A 17,540-nucleotide genomic window follows, 5' to 3' on the forward strand; every position below is an offset into this window, starting at 1 on the left:
CGATTGCGTGAAGGGATGTGGCTCGTAGTGGATCGCTCGACCGAAGCGGACTGGGTTTCGCGGCTCGCGGACGAGGTGGTGGCGGAAGCCGACCGCCGTGCGCCGGGCAAACCCGTCGTGTGTGCCTCGGGGTTGAGCCCGTCCGGCCCGATCCACCTCGGCAACCTGCGCGAGGTGATGACCCCGCACCTGGTCGCGGACGAGATCCGCCGCCGCGGTCGGGAGTGCGAGCACCTGATCTCGTGGGACGACTACGACCGGTTCCGCCGGGTGCCCGCCGGGATCGACCCGTCGTGGGCCGAGCACATCGGCAAGCCGCTGACGTCCGTCCCCGCGCCGCCCGGCAGCGCCCACGCCAACTGGGCCGAGCACTTCAAGGCGTCGATGATCGAGTCGCTGGCGCGGCTCGGCGTCGACTACCGGGGCATCAGCCAGACCGAGGCCTACACGTCCGGCCGCTACCGCGACCAGGTGCTGCTCGCGATGCGCGAACGGGGCCGAATCGACGAGATCCTCGGTCGTTTCCGCACCAAGAAGAAGCCGCTGGACGCCGAGGCGGTCGACAGCGACCCGGACGGGTCCGACGACACGGCCGGCGCGGGGGACTACTACCCGTTCAAGCCGTACTGCACGACGTGCGGGCGCGACACGACCACGATCACGGCCTACGACGACGCGTCGACCGAGATGACGTACACGTGCGCGTGCGGTCACGGTGAGACGGTGCTGCTGTCGGAGTTCACCAACGGCAAGCTCGTGTGGAAGGTCGACTGGCCGATGCGGTGGGCCTACGAGGGCGTGATGTTCGAGCCTTCGGGCGTCGACCACTCCTCGCCGGGGTCGTCGTTCGAGGTCGGCGGCCACATCGTGCGCGAGGTCTTCGACGGCGTGCGGCCGATCGGCCCGATGTACGCGTTCGTCGGCATCACGGGCATGGCCAAGATGAGCAGTTCGGCCGGCGCGGTGCCGACGCCGGGCGACGCGCTGCGCATCATGGAGCCCGCCGTGCTGCGGTGGCTGTACAGCCGGCGCAAGCCGAACCAGTCGTTCAAGATCGCGTTCGACCAGGAGATCTACCGCCTGTACGACGAGTGGGACGCGCTGGCCCAGCGGGTGGCGCAGGGCACCGCGAACGGCGCCGACGCGACCGCCTACGCGCGGGCGGTCCGCACCGCCGAGGTCGTGCTGCCGAGCACGCCGCGGCCGGTGCCGTACCGGATGCTGGCCTCGATCGCCGACATCACCACCGGTGACGAGGCGCAGATGCTGCGGATCCTCGCCGGCGTCGACAGCGCCGACCCGATCAAGGAACTGGACGAGGTCCGGCCGCGGGTCGACTGCGCGGAGCGGTGGGTCGAGGCCTACATGCCCGCCGACCAGCACACCCGCGTCCTGGCCGAGCCCGACGCCGAACTGCTCTCGTCGTTGGACGACGAGCAGCGGCACCTGGTCGCCCTGCTGCTGGAGCGGCTGGAGGACGACTGGTCCCTCGACGGCCTCAGCACGCTGGTGTACGGCGTGCCCAAGCTCCACGCCGGACTGCCGATGGACGCGCAGCCCACGCCGGAGCTGAAGGTGATGCAGCGGTCGTTCTTCGTGCTGCTGTACCGGTCGCTCGTCGGCCGCGACACCGGTCCCCGGCTGCCCACCCTGCTGCTCGCGGTGGGTCCGGACCGGGTGCGCAAGCTCCTGGGCGCCTGACCTCGGCCGGGTCCGGTGCGCGTCGCTTCACGTCGCGCGCCGGGCCTGGTTCGTCAGACGCTGCGCAGGACTGAGACGACGGCGCCCATCACGACGGCCTCGTCGCCGTCGAGCACCGGGTAGGCCGCGTTGCGCGGTTCGAGGAACACGTGGCCGTTGCGGCGCCGGTACACCTTGACGGTGGCCTCGCCGTCGATCATCGCGGCGACGATCTGGCCCGAGTGGGCTTCCGGCTGCTGCCGCACCACGACGATGTCGCCGTCGCAGATCGCCGCGTCGATCATCGAGTCACCGCGCACGCGGAGCCCGAAGACGGTGCCGCGCCCGGTGAACTCGCGCGGCAGCTTCAGCATGTCGTCGACGTGCTCTTCGGCGGTGATCGGGCTGCCCGCCGCGATGTGGCCGACCACCGGCACGGTCACCGAGTCGTCGGCGGACCGCTGCGCCGAGGGCTCGTGCAGGAACACGCGCACGTCGATCGGTCGGGACATCGCCGTGCCGCGCCGCAGGAAACCCTTCTCCTCCAGGCTCGCCAGGTGCTTCGACACCGTGGACGCCGACCGCAGGCCGACCGCGTCGCCGATCTCCCGCGTGCTCGGCGAGTACCCGTGCCTGACCACCCAGTCCCGGATCGCGAGCAGGATGCGCTGCTGGCGTTCGGGCAGGGTCGAGGTGTCCAGGTGCTCGAACGCGTCAAGATCGTCGTAGGCGGTCACCGGCGGAATGATAGTGCGCTCAACACACCTGCTTCGACGCCAGCACCCGGCGGAGGGCCTCGTCCACGCGGGCCTGCGGCAGGGTGCCCGCGGCCACCGCGCGTTCCAGGTGGTCGAGCACTTCACCGACGCGGCCACCGGACGACCACAGGGCGATGTCCGCGCCCGCGGCGAGGGCCTGCGTGACGGCGTCGGGCAGGCCTACCAGGTCGGTCACCGCACGCATCGCGCCCAGGTCGTCCGTCATCGCCGGGCCGGTGAAGCCGAACTCGCCGCGCAGCAGGGCGTAGGCCTCCGGGCTGAGGGTGGCGGGCTTGCCGGCGGTCAGACCGGGCACGTTGATGTGCCCCAGCATCACCACGACTTCACCGAATCGAGTGAGGTGCCGGTACGGGACCAGATCCGTCCCGCGCAGCGCGTCGAGCGGCGGCGACTGCACCGCGCCGAGGTGCGAGTCACCGCTCGTGTTGCCGTGCCCGGGGAAGTGCTTGACGACCGGCGCGACGCCCGCGTCCTTCAGTCCGGCGGCGAACGCGAGCGCGTACCCGAGGGCGGTGTCCGGGTCGGGGCTGAACGACCGGTCGCCGATCACCGTCCGGTCGGGTTGGCCGCTGGTGTCGAGGACGGGTGCGAGGTCGGTGGTCACGCCGCGTTCGCGCAGCACCCGCCCGCGTTCGTGCGCCACCGCGCGGACCTGGTCGGGCGACATGTCGGCCGCCATCCGCCGTGCGCTGGGCATCGGGCCCGCGATCGCTTCGAGCCGCTGGACCCGGCCGCCCTCGTCGTCCACGGCCACGGTGAGCGGCAGGGTGGACGCGGCGTGCACGGGGCCGAGGGCGTCCGCGCTGAGCAGGCCGACGTCGTCACCGCCGATGAAGATGCCGCCGACCTGCTCGCCCTGGACGGCGGCCAGTGCGTCGGCCGGTCCACGGGGGTCGACGCCGACGACCACGAGCTGCGCGAGCCGAGCCCGCAACGGCAGCGCGGTGATCTTCGCGGCGCACGGGTCCTCGGGCGGTTTGGGCGGCTCGGGCGGCGGAGGTGGGGTCGACCGCTCGGCCGACGAGGTGGACGGCGGCACGGTCGAGGACGACGGCTCGGCCGCCGGAGACCCCGCCATCAGGCGTTCACCGGGCGAGCTGGTCGCCACGGCCATCGCCGCCGCCAACAGGGCGCCGACCGCCACGAACAGCAGCAGCGTGGAGGTGCCGGCGCGTCGGCCGCCCGGCCGCGTCACGCTCGACCGCTTCCGACGGTCGGCGGACCGGCGTGACCGGGGCTACGGGTGAGCTCGCACACGTCGACGGGTCCGGCCGCCCGGTGGCTTGTCCCCACGGTCGTCCAGGTCGATCCAGATCCCGCGTGCAAAATGTTTCACTCCCACGTCGTTGCCGGTAGGCGATGGGCTGCTGCCAGGCCGCAGCCACGACCACGGCCGTCGAGCGGCCGGTACGGCATTCCGCGTTCGCGGGGACATCACCCGACATGATATCCGTGGTCGGATGGTACGCGGAAAGCCGAGGTTCGCCACTTCCGCCAATTCCGAGGTGACCTTGAAAGGGCGGGAAAACGATTACCCGGGCCGCGTCGCAATCGATCGGGTGAACTCGCGGATCAAGCTTGTCGATTACCCCCGGCGCAGGTAACCGTGCTCGATGATCCGCTGCGCGGCCTCGGTGTACATCCCGGTGTCCGCCGGCGCGAGCGTGCCCAGGCCGTCGACGTACCGGTTGTACATGCAGAACGCCGCCGCGATCAGCACGGTGTCGTGGATCTCGACGTCGGTGGCGCCGTGCTCGCGTGCCGTCTCCACCATGTCCTCGGTGACGTTGCGGCCGGACTCGCTCACCGCGCCCGCGATCCGCAACAGCGCCCGCAGCTTGTCCGACACCGGCGCGGCGTCGAGGTCGGCCCGCACTTGCTCGACCAGCGTCATGCCGTCGTGGAGCTGCGCGGCGGCGAAGGCCGAGTGGGAGTCGCAGCAGAACGTGCAGTCGTTGAGCCCGGAGACGTAGGCGGCGATCAGCTCCCGCTCACCGGCCGGCAACGAGTTCGGGCCGCGCAACAGGACCTCGGCCAGCTCGTTGAGCGGCTTGGCGGTCTCGGCCCGGAACCTCAGCGGGCCGGTGATGCCGGGGAACAGGGTCTCGTCCACGCCGAGGTCGATGTGCGCCATGGGTGTCACGCTAGCTGTCCGACAGCCCCGTTAACCACCACGCACACCATGATCGGAGAATACGACACGCCGTCGCCAACTCACCGGTCGCCGCCACCACCAAGGAGTCCCGGAACCAGCATGACCACGCCCACCGACATCACCCGCAAGACCACCTCCCGCCGGGTCGCACGGCTCGCCACCGAGGTGCTCGCCCCGTGGGTGTGGGTGCTCGGCCTGCCCTTGGCGATCGGCTGGCACGCCACGAAGACGTTCGGCGGCACACTTCTGTGGGGCCTGGTGGTCGGCATCACCGGCTCGGTCATCCCGATGGTCGTGATCATCCGAGGCGCACGACGCGGCAAGTGGGACAGCCACCACGTCACCAACCGCGAAGGCCGGCTGATCCCGTTCATCGCCTGCATGATCTCACTCGGTGGCGGCATCGCGCTTCTCGTCCTCGGCGGCGCGCCCAGGCAGATGATCGCCCTCTCGCTGGCGATGTTCGCGTCGCTGGTGGTCAGCATCGCCATCACGTTCGCGCTCCCGGCCAACGGCGCCCGAGGCTGGAAGATCTCCATTCACGCGGCGGTGGCGGCCGGATCAGCCGTGATCCTCACGATCGCCTACGGACCCTGGTTCGCCCTCGTCGGCCTCGCCGTCGTGCTGGTCGCCTGGTCGAGGGTCGAACTCGGCGACCACACCACATCCCAAGCCACCGCGGGCAGCGTCCTCGGCTTGATCATGGGTGGCTTTCCCTACTGGCTCTTGACGTAGCCGCTCCGGTCTCAGCGAGACCACGAACGCCGCCAGAGGAGGAGCCGACGATGAGCGAGGACGTCCCAAGCTGGCCGGAAGAACTTCTGGTGGAAGGGTGCCGGTGGCTACGGCGGATCGTGGGGATGCAGGAGCAACGGCTCGGCTTCCGGCAGCGTCGGGACACCTTGGAGCTCGCCGGGTGGTTGGCGTTGCTGGTGGGCTGCCTGGAGTACGACATGGGGGACCGGCGAGCCTCCGAGGCGGCTCGTCGGTTGGCGCTCAGCCTCGGCCAGGAGATCGGGAGCGCGGGCGTTCTGGGCTGGGCACACGAGATGAAGGCGTGGTTCGCACTGACCTCCGGTGACTACCGGGGCGTCGTCGCAGCCGCGCGAGCGGGTCAGACCGCGTCAAGCTTGGTGCAGCGGCAGCGCGTGGAGGTGACCTTGAAGGTGCCGTGACGTTCGGGCCGTCAAGCGTTGTCCGGCGCGCGGAAGCCACTCCCGTCGTTGGCCATGGTCTCCCAGGACTTGGCCACGGTCCTGATCGACAGGTTCTCCGGCGAGCCCGAGGCCGAGGCGTACCTGGAGCAGCTGCGCGAGATCCGCCGCGCCTACTGACCGGCGGAGTCCGCGTGAAGGCGCGGGACCGGTCGGGTCAGGCGGCGGGGAGTCGGTCCAGGGCGAGGGCGGCGAGGGACTGGGCTGCGGGGCACACGTCGGCCTGCTCGGTGGTCCTCTTCAAACTGATGGCCATCACCGGCTGGTCGGTGTGCTGGTCGACGGGCTTGCGCAACGCGATCCGCAGCACGCACAGCCCTTCCTGGGACCGCCGCCGCGTCGGGTGGCCGCTGATTGCGCCCTGCTCGGCTCCCTGCCACATGTCCGCCCGGTGCACCTGGATGATCAGGAACTCGGCCGGCATGCCCTTGTCGTCCACGCTGTCACCCAGCTGCCACGAGCACCGCTTGCCGGGATCCGTGATCAAGTCCTCCGCGGAAGGGGACTTGGCGGTCGCCTTGATCTCCTCCAACGTCAGCAGCTTGCAGACATCGCCGTCGGTGAACTTCTTCGGCGCGGACGCGGCCAGGTCCTGTGGCCGGGCGTCCGCACTCGGCACGGGACCCCAAGTGGACGGCGCCACCGAAGTCGCGGACGGCGTCGTCGGCGCGGGGTCAGGGGTGCCGGTGCACCCGGCGACGAGGAACGCGAACGTCAGCAGTCCCACGGTGGCACGTCGGGCACGAAAGGTCACGACCGGCCATGCTACGCGACCGGGAAGTTCGTCGTACGAATCGTGACCGAACTGGATGTACCCTGAACCGATGGGAAAGCACGACGGCCGGATGGGGCTGGTGACCGCCATGGTGCGGACCACGTTCCTGGTCAACGCCGTCTACGCCCAGTCCGGTCGGGAGCACGGCCTCACCCCGCAGCAAGGGCAACTCCTCTGCGTTTTGATGGCACAGCCCTACGGCATGGGCGAGCTGAGCACCGTGCTGGGCCTGGCCAAGTCGAGCCTCACCGGCCTGGTGGACCGGAGCGAGCGCAACGGCCTGGTCCGCCGTGAACCGGACCCCGAAGACACCCGCGCGGTACGGGTCGCGCTGACCCCTCGGGGCGGCAAGCTGGCCGAAGAGTTCTACAACGAGACGTGCCGCCGGATCGACGAGCTGCCGACCTCGCTCGACGCCGCCGAACGTGACGCCCTCGCCGACCTGCTCGGCCGCGTCGTGCTCGACAACGAGGTTCCGGTGGTCTTCCTGGAACTGGACGAAGCGGCCTCGTCCGCCCGCAAGCACTAGAGCACGCGGACGCGATTACAGTTCGTGTGACGAACTAATGCGGCACGCCGTTCCTCCATGCGGCCTAACCGGTTGCTCTGTGGTGCCGCATTCGTGAATACGGCGTCCGCTCGCAGTCGGCCCGCCGCACTTGTTCCTACCACTCCGGGGGTATCGGTGTTCACCCCCACGGCATGGCGACCGGAGTGGCCCGCTGTGGTTATGTTGGAGTCGAGTGCGATCGAGTCCGTCGGGTGGGTGGACTGATCGCGCAGGTCAGGCGGGGTGAGGGGGTCTCCTGTTTCGATGTCGCCGGTCGAATGCGCCGCGGACGCCATTCCCCGTCCGCTGGAATGCGTCTTGCTTGGTGGACCTCTTCGCAGGTGGCGGGCCTGTTCGGGGACCGTGATAACCTGCCGCGGTCGAAGTGGGAACTCCCGGAACTCCCGGAACTCGCCAACCGGTCCGAATCCGCGCGCAATCACCCGAATGGCCTCGCATTCCAGACGCAGTGGACGGAAACGGTGATGAGCGCCACGGTCCCCGTCACCGTGGAACTGCTGGGGCCGGTCAGGGCATGGCGAAGCGGGGTGGAGGTCGACCTCGGCACCGCACGGCGGCGTGCGGTGTTCGCCTTGCTCGCACTTCGGGCCGGCCAGGCCGTTTCCAAGGACGAGCTGATCGACGGCGTCTGGGGCGACTCGCCTCCCGCGACCGCCGGCGCCGGCCTGCACACGTACGTCTCCGGCTTGCGCCGCGCGTTGGAACCGGAGCGGGCCAAGCGGTCCACCGGGGTCGTCCTCACCTCTGCCGGTTCCGGGTACTGCCTGCGCGTGCCGGTGGACGGAGTGGACGTGCACCGGTTCGAACGCCACAGGGAGCGGGCCCGAGAGTTGGGCGACCGCGACCCGGCGCTGGCGTTGGCCGAGCTGGACCAGGCGCACGCGTTGTGGCGGGGTGAGGCGCTGTCGGGCGTGCCCGGCCCGTTCGCCGAGTCGCAGCGGTCGCGGTTGCACGAGTTGCGACTGGCCACCGCGGAACGCCGGGCCGAGTTGGCGCTGGTCGTCGGACGGCACGGGGACGTGATCGCGGACCTGGCGGCGCTGACGCGTGAGCACCCGGTGCGGGAGGGCCTGCGCGCGTTGCTGATGACGGCGTTGCAGAGGGCCGGGCGGCAGGCCGAGGCGTTGGAGGTCTACCACGACGCGCGGCGGGTGCTGGTCGAGGAACTGGGGATCGAACCCGGTGCGGCGTTGCGGCAGGCGCATCGGATCGTGTTGGAGGACAAGGCCGACGACGTTCCCGCGCCACGCAGGGTCGGCGTCTCGCCGACGGTCCAGCCCGCCCTGTTCGTCGGTCGGGACGAGGAGTCGGACGTGCTGCGGGAGGCCGTGTCGCGCCTGGCTGCCCGGCGGGGTGGCGCGGTCTGGGTCGACGGTGAGCCGGGGATCGGCAAGTCCGCCCTGTTAGCCACTGGGCTGTCCGGGGCGGTGGAGGCGGGGTGCCGGGTGGCGTGGGCCGCCGGTGACGAGTTCGGGCCGCGCAGCCCGCTGCGGGTGCTGCTCGACTGCCTCGACGTCACCGAGTCGTCCCGTGATCCACGCCGGGCCGCGTTGGCGCAGGCTTTGCGCGGCCCGGTCGACGCTCTCGGCGACCCGGTGCCCATGGTGATCGAACGGCTGCTGGGCCTGGTCGACGAGTTGTGCGCCGAGGCGCCGCTGATCATCGTGGTGGACGATGTCCAGTGGGTGGACGAGGCCAGTGTCCTGCTGTGGCACCGGCTTCTGCGGAACGTGCGCCAGTGGCCGCTGCTGCTGGTCGCGGCGGGGAGGCCGGTGCCGCGGCGAGCCGACGTCGAGCAGGTGCGGCGCACGGTCGTCGGCTCCGGTGGCCGGGTCCTCGAACTCCGCCCGCTGTCGGACGACTCGGTCACCGCGATGCTGACCGGGCTCGTGGGCGCCCCTCCCGGTCGCAGCCTGCGCGCGCTCGTCGGCCTCGCCACCGGGAATCCCCTGTACACCAAGGACTTGGTCGACGTCATGCTGCGCGAGGGCACGATCCAGGTGGTCGACGGCCTGGCCGAGGCGACCCCGTGCGCCGATCAGGAGATGCCCCGCGCGCTGGTGTCGGTGATGGCCCGAAGGCTGGGCTTCCTGTCCCCGGCCACCACGGACGTGTTGCGGTCGGCGGCGCTGCTGGGTGACGAGTTCGCCCTCGGGGACGCCGCGACCGCGCTGGGCCGCACGTCGTCGGACCTCGTCGCGGCGGTGGAGGAGGCGACCGCCGCCGGTGTGCTGGACGACGGTGGGCTGAAGCTGGCGTTCCGCCACCCGCTGATCCGGCAGGCGCTGTACCTGTCCGTGCCCGCCGGTGTCCGGGCCGCGCTGCACCGCCAGGCCGCGGGCGCGCTGGCCGACGCCGGCGCACCGGCGGAACTTGTCGTCGGGCAGTTGGCCGCTGCTCCCGGCACGGTGGACGAGTGGGCCGCCGACTGGCTGACCGAGCGCGCGGCGGTGCTCGTGCGCCGGGCGCCGGACTCGACCGTCGGGCTGCTCCGCGCCGTCCTCGCCGAGTCCACTGTGGACGCCGAACACCGGGAGCGGTTGGCCGCGCTGCTGGCCCGCTCGATGTTCTGGCTGGGTCGGCCACCCCAGGCGGCGGCGCGGTACGTGCTGGCCCGCACCAGGAACCAGGACCGGGCGGCCGGGATGCGCTGGATCCTCGCCTACACCCGGTACCGGGACGGGCAGGTGACGGAGGCGGTGGACGCGTTGCGGGCGGCGGTGGAGGACGACGTGACACCGCCGTTGTGGCGGGCGCGGATGGAGTCGTTGCTGGCGGTGGTGCAGCGGGACGGCCTCAACGACGTCGCCGCCGCCGAGGCGACCGCTCGTCGTGCGTTGCGGCGGGGCGAGGAACTGCGCGACGACTTCGCCGCTGCCCATGCGCTGCAAGGGTTGTGGCAGGTCAGCACGGTCCGCCGTGATCACTTCCAGGCGTTGGGGCATGTTGATCGTGCGCTGGCCTTGGTCGTGGGCGACCCCGACTTCAGCACGCTGGCGCTCGGCCTGCTGGACAACAAGGCGTTCACCTTGCAGAGCCTGGACCGGCTGGACGAGGCCGACGACGTGCTGCATGAGGCCCGTGAGCTGGCCGGGTCCGGCCCGCACATCACCACCGCCGTGCAGGACTACTGGCGCGGCCGGTGGGACCGGGCGTTGGCCGAGGCGGACGTCCTGCGTGACGATCCGGGCAGCACCGCCTACGGGTTGCGTGAACGCGGACCGGTGCTGCTCGTGCGGGGTGTGGCGGCCCTGATCGCCGCCCGACGTGGCCGGACGCGGCTGGCCGAGGAACACCTCCGTGCCGCCGCCGAACAACCCCTGGCCGTGCCCTCCGACCGGGAGAACGGCGACTTCCTGATGGTCGCGCGAGCGGTGCTGGCCGAGCGCGCGGGGCGGCCCGACGAGGCCTTCGCCGCCGTGGAGCCACTGTTGACGTCGATGCCAGGGCACATGGTGCTGCGGCACCAGTGGCTGCCCGACGTGGCGCGGCTGGCCGTCCGGACCGGGCGGTCGGACCTGGCCGAGCGGGCACTGGCCGGGTGTGTCGAGGAAGCCTCGATGGAACGGGTTCCCGGCCGGGCGCACGCGGCCGAGGGCCGGTGTCGAGGGCTGGTCCGGGGTGATCCGGAGCCGGTGCTCGAAGCGGTGGCGCGGTACCGGGCGGTCGGACGGCCGGTGGAGTTGGCGGAGGCGTTGGAGGACGCGGCGGTGCTGTTGGTGGCGCGGGGTGACCGTGCTGAGGGTGACGCGGCGTTCCGCGAGGCGTTGGCGGGGTACGGCGGCTTGGGCGCGGTGCACGACGTGCAGCGGGCGCGGGACCGGATGAGCAGTGGTCCTGAGGATGCGGACGAGAGGTGGATCGCGGGATGACGGGCGCGTTGCGGGTCGAGCTGCTGGGCACGGTGCGTGCCTGGTCGGGTGAGCGGGAAGTCGCCCTGGGCTCATCGAGGCCGCGTGCGTTGTTCGCGATGTTGGCGTTGCGCTCGGGTGGCGTGGGGCGTGACGAGCTGGTGGCGGGTGTGTGGGGCATCGACGCGCCGCCGACGGCCGAGGGCAGCGTCCACACGTACGTTTCGACGTTGCGCAAGGCACTGGAACCGGACCGGCCACGCGGCACCCCGTCCCGCGTGCTGGTGTCGGCGGGCTCGGGGTACCGCCTGCTGGTGGACGGCGGGCTGGACGTGGCGCGGTTCGAGTCGTCGCGCGACCAGGCCCGGCGGCTGCTGGTGGACGGTGACCCGGCGGCTGCCCGGCGTTCGCTGGACGAGGCGTTGGAGCTGTGGCGTGGCGAGGCGCTGGCGGGATTGACCGGCCCGTTCGCCGACGCCCAGCGGCGCAGGCTGGGCGAAGCGCGGACGACCGCGCGGGAACTCCGGGCCGAGGCGGCGTTGGCCTCCGATGCGCACGCGGAAGTGGTCGCCGAGCTGGCGGCCCTCGTCGCGGAGGAGCCGTTGCGGGAACGGGCGCGTGAGCTGCTGATGCTGGCGTTACACCGGTCCGGGCGCAGTGCGGAGGCGTTGGAGGTGTTCCGGGACGCGCGCCGGGTGCTGGTCGCCGAGCTGGAAGTCGAGCCCGGCCAGCGCCTGCGTGCCGCGCACGAGCACATCCTGAGCGGGACGGATCCGGAGCCGGCGAAGCGTCGCCTGTCCATTGTGGAGCCTGCCGGCCCGCCGCCCGACACCGAGCTGGTGGGGCGGGACGTGGAGCTGGCGGCGGTGCGGCGGCTCGTCGACGACGTCACCACCGGGGCCGGTCGGCTGCTGTGGGTCGAGGGCGAGATGGGCATCGGCAAGTCGGCGCTGGTTTCGGCCGTGCTGGCCCAGGCTTTACGGGCCGGGCACCAGATCGCCCACGCCGTGGCGGACGAGCTGGGCAGCCGGTTCCCGCTGCGGCTCGCCCTGGACTGCCTCGGCGTCGACACGCACTCGCCTGATCCGCGGCGTGCGGCGACGGCGCGGGCACTGCGCCAGGAGCGGCCCGCCGGGTCGATCTTCGCCGACTCCGACCCCGTGTTCGGCGCGGTCGACCGGCTGGTGGCGTTGGTGGAGCAGCTGTGCGCGGACGGGCCGTTGGTGTTCGCGCTGGACGACCTCCAGTGGTCGGACGAGACCAGCACGCAGGTGTGGCACCGGCTGACGACCGTGGCGCGGCGGCTGCCGTTGCTGCTGGTCGGCGCCGCCCGACCGGTGCCGTACCGGGCCGAGATCGCCCGTCTGCGCCGGGACGTGGAGTCCGGTGGGGGCGCGGTGCTGGATCTCGCGCCGTTGGCCGACACGGAGGTGGCGGGGCTGGTCGGACGGCTCGTGGGCGCGTCGCCCGGTCCCGGGCTGCGTCGGATCGCCGCACGTGCCGGGGGCAATCCGCTGTACGTGCGGGAGGTCGCCGACGCGTTGGTCCGTGAACGTGTCGTGGAGGTCGACACCGGGGTGGCGGACGTCGCCGTGCACGCGCTGGACCGGGTGCCGGTGTCGCTGGTGTCCGCGGTGACCGGGCGGCTGGACTTCCTGTCCGACCCGACCCGGGAGGTGCTGCGGTGGTCCGCCCTGCTCGGTGGCGAGTTCGTGGTGAGCGACCTGTCGGTGGTCCTGGGCACGCCCGTGTTCGACCTCGCCGCACGGCTTGAGGAGGCCATCGCGGCGGGCGTTCTGCGCGACGCGGGTCCGCGGATGGCGTTCCGGCACCCGCTCATCCGGCAGGCTTTGTACGAGGGGACGCCCGCCTCTTTGCGGACGGCGCTGCACCAGCAGGCGGCGCAGGCGTTGGCGGCGTCCGGCGCGCCCGTGGACCACGTGGCGGAGCAGCTGCTGGCGGCGGCCGGCGAGGTCGGTTCGTGGGTGGTGGACTGGCTGGTCGCGCAGGCTCCCGCGCTGGTCTACCGGGCGCCGTTGGTGGCGGTCGAGTTGCTGCAGCGGTGCCTGCGGTCGTCCGTGGCGCGGGATGAGCGTGACGCGACGTTGATGGCGCACCTGAGCAGCGCGCTGTTCCGGATCGGGCGGGACACGGAGGCCGAGGAGCACGCTCGTCGCGCGTTGCCCCGGTTGCGGTCGCCGGACCTGATCGCGGAGGTGCGTTGGACGCTCGCGTACATGCCTTATCGGGGTGCGCGGGCGGAGGAGGCGGTGGCGGCGTCACGGGAGGCGTTGGCCGATCCGGTGCTGTCGGACATGTGGCGGGCCAGGCTGTTGTCGTTGCTGGCTTTGGTGCAGCGGGCCGGGATTGGGGAGTTGGACGGCGCCGAGGTCAGTGCGCGGGCGGCGATCGAGGCGGGGGAGCGGGCCGCCGACCCGTTCGCCATCGGTCAGGCGTTGGAGGTGCTGTGGCAGGTGGAGGCGGTGCGCCGGGACTACCCGCGTGCCGTGGCGTACCTGGATCAGGCGTTGGACGTGGTGGGTACGGATGTGAGCCTCACGGACCTGCGGTTGTTGTTGCTGGACAACCGGATCTTCACGTTGCAGTGCCTGGACCGGTTGGACGAGGCGACTTCGAGCCTGCGTGCGGCGTTCGAGTTGGCCGGGCGTGGGACGCCGGTGGCGGGTCTGCACCTGGCTGCCGCCGTGCACCAGTTCTGGCTGGGTGGGTGGGACGCGGCGGTGGCGGGGTTGGAGGGGGTGGTCGGCGATCCGGAGTTCACCGGCTTCGGGCTGCGGGAGGGTGGTCCGGTGCTGCTGCACGGCGTGGTGGCGTTGATCGCGGCGCACCGGGATGACGGGGTTGCGCTGGCCACGCACCTGGAGACCGGGCTGACGTTGCCGTTGGTGACGGAGGCGTACCGGGAGAACTGCGATTTTCTCGTGGCGGCGCAGGCGATGGCGGCGGCGCGTGACGGTGATCATGCGGGTGCGGTGGCGGTGTTGGGCACGATCCTCGATACGCGGTATGCGGACATGATGCTGCGGCACCAGTGGCTGCCGGAGTTGGTGCGGCAGGCGTTGGCTTGTGGTGATCTCGCCACGGCTTGGGCGGCGGTGGAGGCTTGCGAGGCCGAGGCGGCGCGGGAGACGAAGGAGGCGCGTGCGTCGGCTGCGGCGCGGCGGTGTCGGAGCGTGCTGGCGGCGGACCCGGAGGGGTTGGCGCCGGTGGTCGGGCACTACCGGGCGGCGGGGCGGACGTTCGAGTTGGCGCAGACGCTGGAGGACCAGGCCGTGCTGTTGGCGCGGCGGGGGCAGGCGGCGGAGGCTGAGGGTGTCGTCGGGGAGGCGATCTCCCTGTACCGGGGATTCGGCGCTCTGTGGGACGTCCGCCGTGCCGCTGCTCGGGTGGCGGAGTCGGCCTGAGCAGCGGAGTCGGTCTGAACAGCGGAGTCGGTCTGAACAGCGGAGTCGGCCTGAACACCGCCCCTTGCGGTGTGGGTCGTGGTGGTGATCGGTGGACCGGCCCCGCCTTGTGGCGGCTACGGAGCTCGGCTGAGGGCCGGCCTCCGTCGTTCGGGCGGCGGCGCCGAGCTGAGCACCGGCCCACTTCGCCTGGGTCACGGAGTCGGGTCTGAGCACCGGCCTGCCTCGCTCGGACGGCGACGGAGGGCCGAGCACCTGCCCACACCGCAGCCGCGCGGGTCGTGGCGGTGGGCTGGCGGCTGGTGCGAGCCGTCCGGGTCGCAGTGGGATGGACACCGGCCCACGTCGTGCGGATCGCGGTGGTGGGCCGAGGACCGGCCCACGTCATGCGGGTCGTGATGGCCCGAGGGATCCACGTCGCGCCGGTGGCGGTGGGCCGGAGACCGGCCGCTGGAGACCGGCCGCTGGAGACCGGCCGCTGGAGACCGGCCGCTGGAGACCGGCCGCTGGAGACCGGCCGCTGGGGACCGGCCTACGCCGTGCGGCCGGCGGAACAGGGCTGAACACCGGCCCGCATCGCGCGGGTGGGCTGGGGACCGGCCGGTGGTGTGCGGGTCGTGGAGTCGGGCTGAGTACCGGGCCACTTCGCCTGAGTCGGGGCGGGGGCTGGCGGCTGCTCCACGCCGTGCGGGTGGCGGCGGTGGGCTGAGGGTCCGTGCAGGCCGTGGGGTGGCGGCGGCGGACCGAGGCTCCGTGCAGGCCGCGCGGGTGGCGGTGGTGGACCGAGGGTCCGTCCGCGCGGGTGGCGGTGGGCTGAGGGTGGCCCGTGTCGCGTGGCTGGTGGGCGTGGCCCGTGTCGCGTGGGTGGGGGCGTGGGCGCTGGGGAGTCTGCTCGGGTGAGCGGTTCGGTGTGGGGTTGTGGTGGGGTCCGTCTGTGGTCGGGGTGCAGGCTGGGGGCCGTGGTGCCATACCTTCTTCTCTCTGGCAACACATTCGGCATTTCCATTCATCCCCGGAGCCGGTGACCCTTTTGGGTGATCTTGGCGGTTCTCGGCGCCGGTCAAATCCTGGGGGTGTGGTCCTTGTCGTCCTCGGGGGCGTTGATCACACCGTCGGCGGACATCACCCACAGGGTCTCGGTGCGTGGGTGTCGGATGGGCCGTGGCATCCGGTTTCGGGTGGGGTGTGGCATTCGGTCCTTGGCGCGGATGCCCCGCAGTGCCAGGTCCACCACTTGGCGCAGTGCTGCACCGTCCTTCCTCGTCAAGGCTTCGGGCTTGGCGGTCACGTCAGATCATCCCCTTCCGAAGGGCATAGGCCACCGCATGCGGCCGGTTGCGTAGGTTCAGCCGGGTCGTGATGCCGTAGAACACGTTCTTGATGGTCCGCTCCGAGTACGACAGCCGGCCTGCGATCTCCGCCGTGTCCAACCCGTCCGCCATCAACCGCAGCACGTCGGCCTCCCGCGCCGACAGCCGATCAGGGCCACCCTCCGGCGACAGCACCTGCTGCTGCAACCGCTGCACATGCCGGAGCAACTCGGCCACCATGTTCGGCGGCATCACACCGCCACCCGACGCCGCCGACAGCACACTCCGCAACACCAGCTGGTCAGTCACCGTGCTGCGCGGCAGGACTGCGACGATTCGGCACTCGACCGCCGTCAGCACATCCGCCTCGCCGACCTCGTCGACGATCAGCACCACCGGCGCACCCACGTGCGCGGCGGCCCGGCGCAGCCGCGACACGACCTCGGTGGTCAGCTGGTTCACCGCCACCACCACGACGTCGGGCTTCTCGTGCTGCGCGTTCTCCAACACCCGCACATCGGACCTCGACCCGAGGTACGCGATCAGACCCGTCATGCTCAGGTGATCCGCCGCCTGGACGACGACCCGGACTTTCTCCACCGCTGCCTCCCACGGTCTCGGTTTGCACCACCGAGTCTGTGATCTACGGCTTCACGCGGTCTCAAAGGCGTCTACAAGGATTCTTCACGCCCCGCGCCCGCCGTGAAGAACCGTGAAGAACCGTGAAGAACCAGCAAGCGCACACCGAACTCAACACCGGGGACCGCTGCCGGTCAAGGGGTCGGCTAGCACATCTGCCCAGTGCCCGTGTACCGACAGCAGGATGTCAGCCAGACCGTGCACCGGTTGCCAGCCCGGGTAGTCGCGCCGGAACTTGCGCGTGTCGGTGATCCACCACCGAACATCGGCGAACCGGTTCTCGGGCTCGTACTCGAACGGCACCTCGCAGCCGGTCAGGTACTCGTACTGCGCGATCAGCTCCAGGATCGACGCACTCCGCTCCCGCCCGCCACCCGCGTGGTAGACCTCGCCCGGCCTCGGCTCCAGGTAGAACTGCCAGAACATCTCCACCAGGTCCCGCGCGTCCAGCACGTCCCGCACCTGCTTGCCCCCGTGCCCGATCACCGGGAACGTCGCACCGCGCACGGCAGCCCGCACCATGTTCGACAGGAAGCCGTCCTGCACCACCCCCGCGCCGGTCACGCTGCCGCACCGGAACACACCGACCCGCATCCCCAACCCGCTCGCGTACGACCGCGCCGCGAGGTCGGCCGCCAACTTCGACACCCCGAAGAACGTCCGGTTCACGCCGTCCGCGCGGACCGACTCGTCGACGCCGTGCTCGTGGTACGGGTGCGAGGCGTCGATCTCCCACCTCGTCGACGCTTCCAGCACCGGCAGGGAGTCCGACGCGTCGCCGTACACCTTCGTGGTGGACGTGAGCACGACGACCGCACCCGGGCAGTGCGTCCGAACGGTCTCCAGCACGTTCATCGTGCCGACCGCGTTGACGTTCAGGTCCACGAGTGGCTGCGTGGACACCGGCTGCCCGGCCGTGTGCACGACCAGCCGCACGTCCGTGCCGTACTCGCCGAACACGCTGGTGAGCGCGCCGAGATCACGCACGTCCGCCCGGTGGTGCCGGTAGTTCGGGATGAGCTCGACGTCCGCCAGGTTGTCCACGCCCACGACCAGGTCGAACCTCGCCGCGAGCGCCCGCACGGCCTCACCGCCCACCAGACCCGCCGAGCCGGTGACCACTACCACGTCCATGTGCCGC

At 71.6% G+C, this 17,540-nt stretch carries 15 protein-coding genes; 8 read left to right on the forward strand and 7 right to left on the reverse strand.

From position 1 onward, the window contains the following. The first annotated feature begins 27 nt into the window (after positions 1–27). Positions 28–1,701, forward strand: coding sequence for a lysine--tRNA ligase (gene lysS, locus F4560_RS09380; protein WP_312868935.1), 1,674 nt, complete (start codon positions 28–30; stop codon positions 1,699–1,701). Between the two features lie 53 nt (positions 1,702–1,754). Here the strand turns inward: lysS and lexA are convergent, their stop codons facing one another. The 3 genes from lexA to F4560_RS09395 form a co-directional block, all read right to left on the reverse strand. Continuing rightward, positions 1,755–2,417 (reverse strand): transcriptional repressor LexA, encoded by a 663-nt coding sequence (gene lexA / locus F4560_RS09385; protein ID WP_184918674.1) that lies wholly within the window; start codon positions 2,415–2,417, stop codon positions 1,755–1,757. A gap of 19 nt (positions 2,418–2,436) precedes the next feature. Next, positions 2,437–3,573 (reverse strand): glycoside hydrolase family 3 N-terminal domain-containing protein, encoded by a 1,137-nt coding sequence (locus F4560_RS09390; protein ID WP_184929009.1) that lies wholly within the window; start codon positions 3,571–3,573, stop codon positions 2,437–2,439. Between the two features lie 471 nt (positions 3,574–4,044). Further along, the gene (locus tag F4560_RS09395; RefSeq protein ID WP_184918675.1) at positions 4,045–4,593 is read right to left on the reverse strand and encodes a carboxymuconolactone decarboxylase family protein; all 549 of its coding nucleotides are present in this window, start codon (positions 4,591–4,593) and stop codon (positions 4,045–4,047) included. Between the two features lie 120 nt (positions 4,594–4,713). Here F4560_RS09395 and F4560_RS09400 point away from each other — a divergent pair, with 120 nt between their 5' ends. Next, complete coding sequence (locus tag F4560_RS09400; protein WP_184918677.1) at positions 4,714–5,349, forward strand: phosphatase PAP2 family protein; 636 nt, start codon at positions 4,714–4,716, stop codon at positions 5,347–5,349. A gap of 50 nt (positions 5,350–5,399) precedes the next feature. Then, entirely contained in the window at positions 5,400–5,789 is a 390-nt protein-coding gene (locus tag F4560_RS09405) for a hypothetical protein (RefSeq protein ID WP_184918679.1), read from the forward strand. 196 nt (positions 5,790–5,985) lie between these two features. Here the strand turns inward: F4560_RS09405 and F4560_RS09410 are convergent, their stop codons facing one another. Further along, complete coding sequence (locus tag F4560_RS09410; RefSeq protein WP_184918681.1) at positions 5,986–6,582, reverse strand: DUF3558 domain-containing protein; 597 nt, start codon at positions 6,580–6,582, stop codon at positions 5,986–5,988. A gap of 70 nt (positions 6,583–6,652) precedes the next feature. Between F4560_RS09410 and F4560_RS09415 the strand changes: the two genes are divergently transcribed. The 5 genes from F4560_RS09415 (at position 6,653) to F4560_RS45480 (ending at position 15,350) form a co-directional block, all read left to right on the forward strand. Next, complete coding sequence (locus tag F4560_RS09415) at positions 6,653–7,132, forward strand: MarR family winged helix-turn-helix transcriptional regulator (RefSeq protein WP_246477767.1); 480 nt, start codon at positions 6,653–6,655, stop codon at positions 7,130–7,132. A gap of 506 nt (positions 7,133–7,638) precedes the next feature. Then, positions 7,639–11,046 carry an ATP-binding protein gene (locus F4560_RS09420; RefSeq protein ID WP_184918683.1) on the forward strand — a complete coding sequence of 1,136 codons (3,408 nt, stop codon included), beginning with the start codon at positions 7,639–7,641 and terminating at the stop codon, positions 11,044–11,046. Continuing rightward, positions 11,043–14,450, forward strand: coding sequence for an ATP-binding protein (locus tag F4560_RS09425; protein ID WP_184918685.1), 3,408 nt, complete (start codon positions 11,043–11,045; stop codon positions 14,448–14,450). The genes F4560_RS09420 and F4560_RS09425 overlap by 4 nt, the downstream gene beginning before the upstream one ends. A 386-nt stretch (positions 14,451–14,836) precedes the next feature. Further along, positions 14,837–15,013, forward strand: a complete 177-nt coding sequence (locus F4560_RS09430) for a hypothetical protein (protein WP_221483424.1) — start codon at positions 14,837–14,839, stop codon at positions 15,011–15,013. A 214-nt stretch (positions 15,014–15,227) separates the two neighbouring features. After that, positions 15,228–15,350, forward strand: a complete 123-nt coding sequence (locus F4560_RS45480; RefSeq protein ID WP_281391897.1) for a hypothetical protein — start codon at positions 15,228–15,230, stop codon at positions 15,348–15,350. Between the two features lie 160 nt (positions 15,351–15,510). On the opposite strand, the gene F4560_RS09435 is transcribed toward F4560_RS45480, so the two are convergent. The 3 genes from F4560_RS09435 to F4560_RS09445 all read right to left on the reverse strand — a co-directional run bounded on the left by F4560_RS09435 (position 15,511) and on the right by F4560_RS09445 (position 17,533). After that, on the reverse strand, positions 15,511–15,738 hold the full coding sequence (locus tag F4560_RS09435) for a hypothetical protein (RefSeq protein ID WP_184918689.1): 228 nt from the start codon (positions 15,736–15,738) through the stop codon (positions 15,511–15,513). A 1-nt stretch (position 15,739) separates the two neighbouring features. Next, positions 15,740–16,360 (reverse strand): helix-turn-helix transcriptional regulator, encoded by a 621-nt coding sequence (locus F4560_RS09440; RefSeq protein WP_184918691.1) that lies wholly within the window; start codon positions 16,358–16,360, stop codon positions 15,740–15,742. A gap of 150 nt (positions 16,361–16,510) precedes the next feature. Then, on the reverse strand, positions 16,511–17,533 hold the full coding sequence (locus tag F4560_RS09445; RefSeq protein ID WP_184918693.1) for an NAD-dependent epimerase/dehydratase family protein: 1,023 nt from the start codon (positions 17,531–17,533) through the stop codon (positions 16,511–16,513). Positions 17,534–17,540 lie beyond the last annotated feature (7 nt).

Source organism: Saccharothrix ecbatanensis (genome assembly GCF_014205015.1).
In the GTDB taxonomy this organism is placed as follows: Bacteria; Actinomycetota; Actinomycetes; order Mycobacteriales; family Pseudonocardiaceae; genus Actinosynnema; species Actinosynnema ecbatanense.

Excerpts from the sequence above, each read along its gene's own strand:
- F4560_RS09390 (WP_184929009.1), bottom strand. The coding sequence starts at position 3,573 with ATGGCCGTGGCGACCAGCTCGCCCGGTGAACGCCTGATGGCGGGGTCT.
- F4560_RS09395 (WP_184918675.1), bottom strand. The coding sequence starts at position 4,593 with ATGGCGCACATCGACCTCGGCGTGGACGAGACCCTGTTCCCCGGCATC.
- F4560_RS09400 (WP_184918677.1), top strand. The coding sequence starts at position 4,714 with ATGACCACGCCCACCGACATCACCCGCAAGACCACCTCCCGCCGGGTC.
- F4560_RS09405 (WP_184918679.1), top strand. The coding sequence starts at position 5,400 with ATGAGCGAGGACGTCCCAAGCTGGCCGGAAGAACTTCTGGTGGAAGGG.
- F4560_RS09415 (WP_246477767.1), top strand. The coding sequence starts at position 6,653 with ATGGGAAAGCACGACGGCCGGATGGGGCTGGTGACCGCCATGGTGCGG.
- F4560_RS09420 (WP_184918683.1), top strand. The coding sequence starts at position 7,639 with ATGAGCGCCACGGTCCCCGTCACCGTGGAACTGCTGGGGCCGGTCAGG.
- F4560_RS09425 (WP_184918685.1), top strand. The coding sequence starts at position 11,043 with ATGACGGGCGCGTTGCGGGTCGAGCTGCTGGGCACGGTGCGTGCCTGG.
- F4560_RS09430 (WP_221483424.1), top strand. The coding sequence starts at position 14,837 with ATGCGGGTCGTGATGGCCCGAGGGATCCACGTCGCGCCGGTGGCGGTG.
- F4560_RS09445 (WP_184918693.1), bottom strand. The coding sequence starts at position 17,533 with ATGGACGTGGTAGTGGTCACCGGCTCGGCGGGTCTGGTGGGCGGTGAG.